General features: G+C 37.9%; 12 protein-coding genes. 10 read left to right on the top strand and 2 right to left on the bottom strand.

Annotation, left to right across the window (positions count from 1 at the left end; genetic code table 11):
• Positions 1-135 precede the first annotated feature (135 nt).
• On the top strand, positions 136-1,386 hold the full coding sequence (locus tag R0123_RS06020) for a D-amino acid dehydrogenase (protein WP_416381697.1): 1,251 nt from the start codon (positions 136-138) through the stop codon (positions 1,384-1,386).
• 26 nt (positions 1,387-1,412) lie between these two features.
• Positions 1,413-1,763: a RidA family protein gene (locus R0123_RS06015; protein WP_323843431.1), complete on the top strand. Its 351-nt coding sequence runs from the start codon at positions 1,413-1,415 to the stop codon at positions 1,761-1,763.
• Between the two features lie 75 nt (positions 1,764-1,838).
• Here the strand turns inward: R0123_RS06015 and R0123_RS06010 are convergent, their stop codons facing one another.
• Entirely contained in the window at positions 1,839-3,119 is a 1,281-nt protein-coding gene (locus tag R0123_RS06010) for a valine--pyruvate transaminase (RefSeq protein WP_323843430.1), read from the bottom strand.
• 479 nt (positions 3,120-3,598) lie between these two features.
• Here R0123_RS06010 and R0123_RS06005 point away from each other — a divergent pair, with 479 nt between their 5' ends.
• The 8 genes from R0123_RS06005 (at position 3,599) to msrAB (ending at position 10,083) form a co-directional block, all read left to right on the top strand.
• Positions 3,599-4,147 carry a DUF2059 domain-containing protein gene (locus tag R0123_RS06005; RefSeq protein ID WP_323843429.1) on the top strand — a complete coding sequence of 183 codons (549 nt, stop codon included), beginning with the start codon at positions 3,599-3,601 and terminating at the stop codon, positions 4,145-4,147.
• 433 nt (positions 4,148-4,580) lie between these two features.
• Positions 4,581-4,919: a hypothetical protein gene (locus tag R0123_RS06000; protein ID WP_323840985.1), complete on the top strand. Its 339-nt coding sequence runs from the start codon at positions 4,581-4,583 to the stop codon at positions 4,917-4,919.
• A gap of 110 nt (positions 4,920-5,029) precedes the next feature.
• Positions 5,030-5,926 (top strand): DUF692 domain-containing protein, encoded by an 897-nt coding sequence (locus R0123_RS05995; protein WP_323843428.1) that lies wholly within the window; start codon positions 5,030-5,032, stop codon positions 5,924-5,926.
• Positions 5,927-5,946: 20 nt separating this feature from the next.
• A complete protein-coding gene (locus tag R0123_RS05990; protein ID WP_323843427.1) occupies positions 5,947-6,768 on the top strand; it encodes a DNA-binding domain-containing protein in 822 nt (273 codons plus the stop codon).
• A 37-nt stretch (positions 6,769-6,805) separates the two neighbouring features.
• On the top strand, positions 6,806-7,447 hold the full coding sequence (locus R0123_RS05985) for a DoxX family protein (protein ID WP_323843426.1): 642 nt from the start codon (positions 6,806-6,808) through the stop codon (positions 7,445-7,447).
• Positions 7,448-7,468: 21 nt separating this feature from the next.
• Positions 7,469-8,125 (top strand): sigma-70 family RNA polymerase sigma factor, encoded by a 657-nt coding sequence (locus tag R0123_RS05980; RefSeq protein WP_323840989.1) that lies wholly within the window; start codon positions 7,469-7,471, stop codon positions 8,123-8,125.
• A 24-nt stretch (positions 8,126-8,149) separates the two neighbouring features.
• On the top strand, positions 8,150-8,356 hold the full coding sequence (locus tag R0123_RS05975) for a hypothetical protein (RefSeq protein WP_323840990.1): 207 nt from the start codon (positions 8,150-8,152) through the stop codon (positions 8,354-8,356).
• A gap of 44 nt (positions 8,357-8,400) precedes the next feature.
• Positions 8,401-10,083, top strand: coding sequence for a bifunctional peptide-methionine (S)-S-oxide reductase MsrA/peptide-methionine (R)-S-oxide reductase MsrB (msrAB, locus tag R0123_RS05970; RefSeq protein ID WP_323843425.1), 1,683 nt, complete (start codon positions 8,401-8,403; stop codon positions 10,081-10,083).
• Positions 10,084-10,309: 226 nt separating this feature from the next.
• Here the strand turns inward: msrAB and R0123_RS05965 are convergent, their stop codons facing one another.
• Positions 10,310-11,074: a hypothetical protein gene (locus R0123_RS05965; protein WP_323843424.1), complete on the bottom strand. Its 765-nt coding sequence runs from the start codon at positions 11,072-11,074 to the stop codon at positions 10,310-10,312.
• Positions 11,075-11,149: the final 75 nt, after the last annotated feature.

The following is an 11,149-nucleotide window of genomic DNA, read 5'->3' as shown; positions in this document are numbered from 1 at the left end:
CACGCCAGCCTCTTTTTCATCTCTACCAAGCAGCTTGTTTTCATGATTGGCATCATATACAATACCGCAAGGCTAAGTCGCAGAATTTTTACAAGTACGCAAAAGGTACACAATAAAAAAACAAGGAAATACCTCATGAAAACAATCATCCTAGGTGGTGGTGTGATAGGCGTAACAACCGCTTATTACCTTGCTAAATTAGGTGTGGAAGTTACCGTCATTGACCGTCAAGCAGATGTTGGCGAAGAGACGAGTTTTGCCAATGCAGGACAAATCTCCCCTGGTTATTCCACCCCTTGGGCAGCACCTGGTATTCCTACCAAAGCAGCCAAATGGCTATTTCAAAAGCACGCCCCTTTTGCCATCAGTCCAGATGGCACAGCTTGGCAAGGAATCTGGGCAAGCAAAATGTTTGCCAACTGCAATGCTCACGATTACGCCATCAACAAAGAACGCATGATGCGAGTTGCCGAATACAGTCGTGATTGCCTGCAACAACTTCGAAGCGATACAAACATCAACTATGAGCATCGCACAAAAGGCACGCTACAATTATTTCGCAAGCAAGCTCAGCTGGATGTTGTTGGTCGTGATATTGAAGTATTAAAAGAATGTGGCGTAGATTATGAGCTTATCAGTCGTGATGAATTGGATAAAGTTGAACCCGCCCTGATACATGCCAAAGATAAGCTGGTGGGTGGTCTGCGTCTACCTAACGACGAAACTGGCGACTGCAACCTATTTACCAAGAATTTGGCAAAGCTGGCCACAGACTTGGGCGTAAACTTTGTTTTTAACAAAACCATAGACAACATCCATCACAATGGCAATCAGATTGTTGGTGTGATGATTGATGGCGAGATGATGATTGCCGATCATTATGTACTTGCTCTTGGTAGTTATTCTCGCAATCTTGCCAAACAACTGGGGCTAGATTTGCCAATTTATCCTGTCAAAGGTTATTCTTTAACCGTACCGATTCTTGATGAGAAAAACGCCCCCGTCTCAACCGTGCTGGACGAAACCTACAAAGTCGCCATCACACGCTTTGATAATCGCATCAGAATAGGTGGTATGGCTGAGCTTTCTGGATTTAATCTCACTCTAAATCCCAAACGCCGTGCTACCTTAGAGATGGTAACAAACGATTTGTTCACAGGTGGCGATTTGCCAAATGCCAAATTTTGGACGGGACTACGCCCAATGACACCAGATGGCACACCCATCATTGGTGGCACTAGGTTTGGCAACTTATTTATTAATACAGGACATGGCACACTTGGCTGGACAATGGCGTGTGGCTCTGGAAAACTGATTGCCGACATCATCACCCGACAAACGCCCGATATCAGCCTCGATGGACTGTCTTTGGCTCGTTATCACTAAATTTTGCAAACCTTTAAGGAAAATCTATGACCAACATCACCAAACTTGACAGCAACGCCACTTTAAGCGAAATCGCTATTCATCATGGCGTAGTTTATCTGGCAGGGCAAGTACCTGACGATGATAGCCTAGACATCAAAGGGCAATCTCGTGAAGTTTTTGCCAATATTGATAAGGCTCTTGCCAAAGCAGGTACAAACAAATCCAAAATCTTATCAGCACAAGTATTCATCAGTGATTTGGCAAACTTTGATGGCTTTAATGAAGAGTGGAATGAATGGGTCAAAGACACCACCCCACCTGCTCGTGCCACCATACAAGCTAAACTGGTTAACCCCAACTGGCTTGTTGAAATCATGGTGATTGCAGCGGTTTAGTTGCTTAATTTAATAAAAATCCCAAATCTCAATGATTTGGGATTTTTATTAGCTTGGTATAATAAGCAGGTACGATTAACTTTTCTGATAAAGATTTCGCACCACCCCACCGATCATCTTGATGCCACAAATGAGCGTTTCATCATTTTGAGCAATACTAAGGCGAATACACTCCTTGGCATGCGGATAATTAGCGACATCAATACCCAAGAAAAAATATTCACTTGGAATGATGAGCGTGCCTTTTGCTTTTAGTATTTCATACAGCTTGGTTGTAGAAATTGGCAAATTTTCAAACCACACCCACAGAAAAATCGCCCCTTCAGGTTTGTGAATTTTTACTGGCAAATCAGCAAACTGCTCCTTTAACAATGCAATGGCAAAATTCGCTTGCTGAACATAAAATGGGCGGATATACGCTCTGGCAAGCTTAACGATTGTATCATCAGCAAAAATCGGCGTGGCAATTGTTGCCCCAAAACGCACAGGAGACAAATTAACAATCGCATTCATTGCACTCACCGCCTGCACCACCTCAGGATTTGCTACAATAATGCCCGTTCTCACTCCTGGCAGACCAATTTTTGATAAGCTAAAACACAAAATCGTTTGAGTATCCCAGCTTAAATTCGTATCAGTATGAATGATGTTTGGAAATGGTTCGCCGTAGGCATTGTCAACGATTAAAGGAATGTCGTGCTTTTTAGCCAAATCTTTAAGGCGTGCCATTTCATCATCGGTCAATACATTGCCTGTCGGGTTGGTTGGACGAGAACAACAAATTGCCCCAATCTCACCACAAGCCAACTCTGGCAGACTTTCTAGTTTTTCAAAATCCACACGATACTTAAAAAACCCTGTTTGTCCATCATGCACCACCTCCTCAATGATTGGTGGCACCGACAAAAAATGCGTACCATCCACATGAGCATCTGCATAGCCCACATATTCAGACGCCATAGGCAGTAAGATAGATTTTTCCCCATCAGTAAACTGCCCAGAAAATAGATTAAATAAACAAAAAAATCCATTTTGCGAACCATTGGTTAATGCAATATTATCCGCTGTCAAACACCAACTATAATGGCGATTAAAAAAATCAACCAGCGTATCAATAAACTTAGCATCTCCCTGCGGTGTCGAATAATTGGCCATGCTGTCAATCGCATCACCCGAAGCAACAATATCCATCAAAGTCTTTTGATAAACCCTGTTTACCTCATCAATGACGGCAGGATTACCACCACCCAGCATATTAATAGGCTTATCGCTTGATAAAGCCCTACCCAAATCGTCCATCAACTGCAAAATACCACTGTTTTTGGTAAATTTTTCGCCAAATTTGGAAAATCTCACAAATCACCCACACCCTATTCTTATCGCTTCTGTCAAATGTTAAATCACCAAGACAGTCTTTAACTCATCACTTTTTAATGACATCAAAACCACCAACCCACCAGCATCAATGACTTTAAACCAAGTAACAACCAAACCAAATTCATGGTCATTGATAACTGTTTCACATGAAACAATATAAAATTGATTTGATTTTTTAAGAGTAGCTCAAAAGTCCATCAAAAAAAAATATCAAATGCTTTTTAGTATATCTTTTGGGTCATTTGAGCAACAGCCATCTTTGCATACATTATAGCAAATTTTTATAAATACATTGGTAAGTTTTTCAAAGACACAAATATAGCTGTGCAAATACAGTATTGACAAAAAGGTTGGTTCTGCTATCATAGCTTTTCCATCATATTATATGGTAATAACTTTCATTTACACATTGATATTAACAACTTTTTATTTCATCGATTATCAAACAGGGTTAAAACATGAATATTAAACAGAGCATTATCACAACATTGATGACCACAAGCCTACTCTTTGGCTCAACTACTGTCATGGCAAAAACACCAAGTCATGACTCATTGCTCACATTAACAAAGGTTACCAACACAGAGCAAATTGTCCAAGAGACGATGAAATCTGGTTTTGTTAATGCATTTGTACATACTAGCATGAACTCTATGGTCAATTACCTACCAGAAGAAAAGCGTTCACAAGTTGAGACCCTTCTTTATGATCTGAGCGAAAAAATTTGGCAAGATGTCAATCTTGGTATTTTATCTGAGCAGATCATCAATACCTACATTAACATTGCCAAAGAACACTATACACAACAAGAAGTGAATGCAATGATTGAGTTTTATCAAACACCAGTTGGTCAAAGCATCATCACCAAAGAGGCTTTGGTAACAAAGGCACTGACTAAGTCCGCTATGTCGCTTGCTGATAACAACAAATTTATACAGGCGATAGATAAATCCGTTGCAAAACATTTGCCAGTATTTGAAAAACAAGTACAAGAATTATTAAAATAATTAACAAAAAGCCATTTAATTTAAATTAAATGGCTTTTTAAAACACGCCCACTACTCACAGTATTGACAACAACCCAACCACGATTTTTGCTCATCTGGATAATATTATTATCCTCACTCAAATATTGAATGTAATCAGCCGACAAACCGTCAAAATTCATCAACAGATTTGATAATCCCAGCCCTTACCATCTATTGGCGACAATCCAACATACAAACCATAATCCACCTTGCCATGTATGATAAGTATGAATTTTCAACATAATACAAAAAATATTAAAAAAAATTGTAAGGTTTTGCGTTTGATTTACGACTATTGTAATAGAACATTCTGTTTTTTTAAATATTAACAAAATGTCCTATTTTTACTTTTGGCATGACTACCAAAAAATCATACCAAAACTTGATAAAACATACAATCGGAGTTTATACCATGAAAAAATTAGCAAAAACCGCCTTAGTTGGCTCATTGGTTGTAGCAGGCGTTAGCCCATTTGCATTAAATGCGATGGCACAAGGCTACCAAAACAAAACCACACAATGCGACAAAGCTGACAAGGCTTGTGTCAGCAAAAGTAAGGCGAGCAAAAAAGCAGAAGCCAAGTGCGGTGAAGGCAAATGTGGCGGTACAGCCAAAGCCAGCAAAAAGGCAGATGCCAAATGTGGCGAAGGTAAATGCGGTGGCACAGCCAAAGCACCTACCACCAAAAAAGCCGAAGCCAAGTGCGGTGAAGGCAAATGTGGCGAAGGTAAGTGTGGCGGAGCTAAATAAGCCGACTTAACTTAACATTATTTACTTAGCGTTATTAATCAATCAAATAAGCATATGCTTGTTTGATTGATTCTAAGTGTTTTTTAATGCCATTTATCGTTGAGACCGATATGAGTAATTGTTTAAAAGGTGCAGGCTTAGGCTTTCGCCGTGAGCTTTGCCAAGATATGCAAACACACGATTTATCAGCGATTGATTTTTTTGAAGTGTCGCCTGAAAATTGGCTTAATTCGGCAGGGCAAATGGGTGGGCAGTATCACAAACTACTCAAATCCTATACCGAGCGATTTGCTTTTATTTGCCACGGTTTGTCTTTGTCAATCGGCAGTAGTGCCAAATTGGATATTGATTTATTAAAAAATACCAAAAAATTTATGCAAGAACACGGTATGCAGTTATATACTGAGCATTTGGCGTGGACATCTGATGACAAGGGACATTTGTATGATTTATTGCCTATTCCTTGTACCAACGATGCGGTCAAATGGACTGCCAATCGCATAAAACAAGCCCAAGATATTATGGGTATGCAAATTGGTTTTGAAAACGCCAGTTATTATTACACGCCACCAGACAGTGATATGTCCGACAGCGAGTTTATCAGTGCTGTGGTCAAAGAAGCCGATTGCTTATTGCATTTGGATATCAATAATATTTATGTCAATAGCCAAAATTTTGGCTTTGACCCCATTGCCTATTTACACCAGTTGCCACTAGAAAAAGTATGTTATATGCACATTGCAGGGCATTATGTGGCAGAAGATGGTTTTATTATAGACACGCACGGCAATAATGTCATAGAACCTGTTTGGCAGTTATTGGACGAAGCCTATCGTGAGATTTATCATCGTACAGGCAAAAAAGCCACCGACATTCCCACCTGTTTGGAGCGAGATTTTAATTTTCCTGCCCTAGATGAATTATTGACAGAGATTGATATGATTCACCATGCTCAAAAAAATGCGTGTCAATCTTTAAATCCAAACAAACAGCAGTTATCTGCCTGATTTTAAAATGATAAAAAGCAATGACAATAACTTTATTTGAAAAAAATCGCACAGTTAATAGTCATAAACCGCCTTATTCTTTGCAAAAATTTCAATTGCAATTTGGTGATTATTTGCGTTCTCAATCTGCTAGCGATACTATTCCCCACAAGGTTGGCAAAATTTACCAAGACTTGATTTTTAACAATATGTCTGGTTTTTTAAATCAATGCTTTCCCGTTTGTCGGGCGATATTGGACGATAACTTCAAACCTTTATCGTTGTATTTTTTTCAATGTTATCCAACACATTCGCCATATTTTAGTGAAATTCCAATGCAATTTGTGGATTTTTTATCAAAACTAAACGATGACAACGATAGTGATTGGCATAATGCAATAACACTTCAAAAAAGTGATATTGATTTTGTGCCTGATTATTTGCCCGAGCTTGCCCATTATGAATGGCTAGAACTGTATGTAGACACCCTGCCAGATACAACGCCAAAGGTCATTATTAACAGCAACAATTCGTACGCTTTAAATCATAGTGTACAAAATCATCACTATCATTATCCTGTACATACCATTAGCGTGGATAATAGCGATATTGAACCGTCTGATGCTTTTTTGGTGGTCTTAAAAGACAATAATGACAAAATAGAATTTATCCAAATTAATGCCTTGACCCATTTACTCATTGATTTTATGCAAAATAGTGAACAAACATATTCATCTAATGAACAACTAATGCGTGATTTTGGTCAATCTATTGATTATGATAATATTGACGAACTTTTGGCGTATACCGATGATTTATTTGCGTTATTAGTTAGCCAATCTGTGTTAATTCAAATGACATAAATTAGCCCAATTAGTGTTTTATAAAAAAAGAGTTTTTATGCAAAAAATTATCCATACTTATGATAGATTTATCCACAAATTAAAATCGCTTGATTTTACCTTACTGCTTGCTTTGCGTATTTATTTAGCGCCAATTTTTATTATTGCAGGACTCAATAAATTAAACAGCTTTAATGCAACCAGTGAATGGCTTGGCAATAGCGACTGGGGGCTTGGACTGCCTTTTGCACCTTTGATGACAGCATTGGTGATTTTTGCTGAACTTGTTGGTGGATTTGCTTTGCTATTTGGGGTTTTTACACGCTTTTTTAGCATTATACTAATCATTACAATGGCAGTGGCAGGCTGGACCGTGCATTTAAAAAATGGTTGGTTTGCCATTGCATCTAGTGAAGCTGGCACAAGCACTGCCTTATTTTGGTCAAAATTGGGTTTTGGCAGTGCCAATGATAGTCTAAATAACGCCCAAGAAGTTGCATTAAGATTGGAAAAGGCTCGTGAGATTTTGCAAGAACACGGTAATTACGAGTGGCTTACCGATATGGGAAATTTTGTAATTTTAAATAATGGCGTGGAATTTGCGGTAACTTATTTGATTATGCTATTGCCTTTATTGTTTTATGGAGCAGGTAACTATGTGAGTATTGATTATTTTTTAAAAAAGCATTTTTTAAAGTAAATACAAATAAAAGGCATAAAAATGAATGATGATAATGAAACATTTATTCGGCTATTAAAAGATAGCAAAACACACAGTATGCATCATTCATTGAATGACGATTATTTGTTATACCTTTACAAAGAACTGCTAAAATTTGCAAAAAATCAACTGAATGATACAAATATTGCCGAAGACATCGTGCAAGAAGCATTAACCACTGCATTGCGGTACCAAACAGACTTTCAGGGTAAATCCGCACTCAAGACTTGGGTTTTTGCCATTTTAAAAAACAAAATCATTGACTACTTGCGCCAAAAAAATCGCTATGTTCCATTAACCGATTTAACAAATGACGACAATAATGACAGTGATGAGCTTGTCATCAATACTTTGTTTACCCAAGACGGTTCGTGGCACAAAAGCACTCGCCCTACAGCGTTTGATGAAAGAGCATATAATCCTGAGATTCAAGCTCAAAATGACGGTTTTTGGCAGGTTTTGGAAGTGTGTTTAAACAACCTGCCTGCCGAACACGCCAAAATATTTTTGATGAAAGAATACTTGGAGCTAGACACCGAAGAAATCTGTGAAAGTTGTCAAATAAGCAAACAAAATTTTTATGTCATTATGTGCCGGGCCAGATTACGATTACAAGTATGCTTACAAATCAAATGGTTTGATGATGAAAATCTCTAACTAACAATAAAGAAGGAAAAACAAATGTTTGAACCTCAAAACTTACCCCAAGATAAGCATTGCTACCGTATTATTCATTTGATTAGCCATTGGCGAGATGATAACATTAGTACTTTACAAAAAGGGCAAGTATATAGCCACTTATGTCTTTGTAAAAATTGTCGTAACTTTAAACACAATATTCAAGCACTCAATCAAATGATGACTCAATTTAAAACACAAGATGATTGATAACCAACCATTTTTCCAATGTTAATTTGTGAAAGGATACGACAATGTCAAAACGACTGCTTTATAATACGCTAAGTTTTAGCAGTGCCTTATGTGCAACTTTATTGCTTTTATCAAGTTGCCAAAAAATGAACGCCAAGTCTTATGACTTAAACGAACAAACGCACCAAAAGTCCAGCCAAGATATGCTACCCAGTCAAACGCTGGCGACATTGCAATCACTGCCAAACGCCAATATCTATCAAACAAACAAAAGCGTGATTGACCCAAACCGCCCAACAATCGTAAAATTTTGGGCAAGCTGGTGTCCTTCGTGCCTTGCCACTTTACAAGAAAGTGATGACTGGGCAAAAAAATATCCCAATATGAATGTCATTAGCGTAGCAAGCCCCAATCAGCTAGGCGAAAAAGACGAGCAAGCATTTCACAAATGGTATAATGTGGTCGCCAAAGAATACCCCAATTTAGCAGTACTGACCGACAAAAATGGCACGCTAATTAACCAATTTGGCATTCAGGTGTATCCAACCTTTGCCATTTTGGACAAAAAAGGTAATTTGGTTTATCTTCACAAAGGCAATCTATCCGATGCCCAAATATCGGCACTATCAGACAATGCAGACAATGATTTTGCAGGGCTTAAAAACTTGCAAGCACAAAACCACTCTATGTCAAACAAAAACCCAAAAAAAACCGACAATATCTATTATCAAGCAGACGGCAAAACACCGATTAACACACGGACAATTTATCTGGCAGGTGGCTGTTTTTGGGGACTTGAAGCCTATATGGAGCGAGTAGAAGGCGTGGTTGATGCTGTATCTGGCTATGCCAACGGCAAAACAGCAAGCCCAAGCTACGAAGATGTCATCAAAGGCTCAGGACACGCCGAAACCGTAAAAGTAACTTACGATACCGACAAAACCAATCTTGCTACCATTTTGGCGTATTATAATAAAGTAATAGACCCAACCAGTCTTAATAAACAAGGCAATGACAGGGGTATACAATACCGCACAGGCATTTATTACACCGACCCAAGCGATAAAGCCATTATTGATGATAATCTTAGCAAACTATCTCGCCAATTTAACCAAAAAATCGTGGTAGAAAATCAGCCACTACGCCATTTTTATGAAGCAGAAAGCTATCATCAAGACTATTTAACCAAAAATCCAAATGGCTATTGTCATATTGATGTCAGCCTTGCCAATCAAAAAATACCTGTTATTCAGCCCAAAAGCCTTTTGCCAAAAGCCGATACATTAAGCCAAGCACTAGACCCTACCCGTTATCAGCAATATGATAAAAATCTACAAGATAGACTAAGCAAAGCTCAATTTAACATCACTCAAAACGGTGCAACAGAACGAGCATTTAGTCATCACTATGACCATTTATTTGACAAGGGGCTGTATGTAGATGTGGTAAGTGGCGAGCCGTTATTTTTATCCACTGATAAATACAATTCAGGCTGTGGTTGGCCGTCATTTACCAAACCAATTAGTAAAGAAGTTATCACAACATTGCCTGACACCAGTTTTAATATGGTGCGTACCGAAGTGCGTTCTCGTGTAGCAGATTCGCATTTGGGGCATATGTTTAATGACGGTCCAAAAGACAAAGGCGGATTGCGTTATTGCATCAATGGCGATGCCTTGCAATTTATCCCACTAAGCGATATGCAAAATGCAGGTTATGGGGCATTAGTGGATTTGATACAGTAATTCTATTATCTTGTGGCAACAAACCCATCGTTATACCGATGGGTTTGTTTTTTACCAATCAAACTTTACGATGCCAAGACCCTTTCTTTTCTCCTGCATCGCTTTTGTCATTCATCTAAAACAAAAGCAACCTAGAAAATGTTACCGCCACAATCGGTTGCAGGCACGACCAATAGATGGCCTTGCCCGATAATTTGGTCAAGCGATGTGGGGCGAACTCGTTCGGCTAGGGGGCGTGTATGTGCCATTTTGGGGTCTTAAACCAGTAATATTGGGCGATTAAATTTACAAAAAATAAAACAATCAAAAATAAAGGCATTGCATAAACAATATTATCCAAATATCTTATTAAAGTAAAGATAAAAATATATTGGATAGCTAGGTTAATTGTTTTTAAATGCGTGAGTTTTTTATTTAAATCAAAACAGCAATGACAATTTTTGCAAACAAATGTATCCAATCTTTGATGTAGTCTTTGCGACCCACAATGTGGACAACAAGCGGTAAATTTATCAAATTGCTCGGCTAGTTTTTCTAATGCAAACGATATTTTAAAGTCGTTTTGGATAAGTGTATAAGTATCTATGCCTTTGATAATTAGCTTATTTTTGAGTTTATCGGCAGGATAGTTTTGTAATTTTTTTTCGGTATAATAAATACCAACACCGATAATAATAAGTGCAATTATAATTAAACTTATCCCAAAAGTTTGGCTTACATTAATCTTGTCAAGATTATCAAAAATTGTGATGATTGCTACAAAAAACCCACATATAATACCACAAGCCAAATATAATTTATACTGACTTTTTATAAAATAACCAATAAACTGCCAAAAGCTCAATCGCTCTAATGATTTTAAAAATGGGTTAATCAGTAGGCTATTTTGACAATAACCACAAAATACTACCGATTGATGCGTTATAATATTATCAAGTGCTTGATTGCAATGTGGGCAAGTATTGGATTGGTTGTTTGATTTTTTACACATTACAGTATTTAAAAAGGTTTGTTGTGCATTTTTTCAATCAATTATCTTATAAATAAAAACTGACCCCAAAGAGCC

This window comes from Moraxella sp. Pampa (assembly GCF_035181385.1).
Classification (GTDB): Bacteria; Pseudomonadota; Gammaproteobacteria; order Pseudomonadales; family Moraxellaceae; genus Moraxella.
This window is presented reverse-complemented; position numbering and strand designations above follow the sequence as displayed.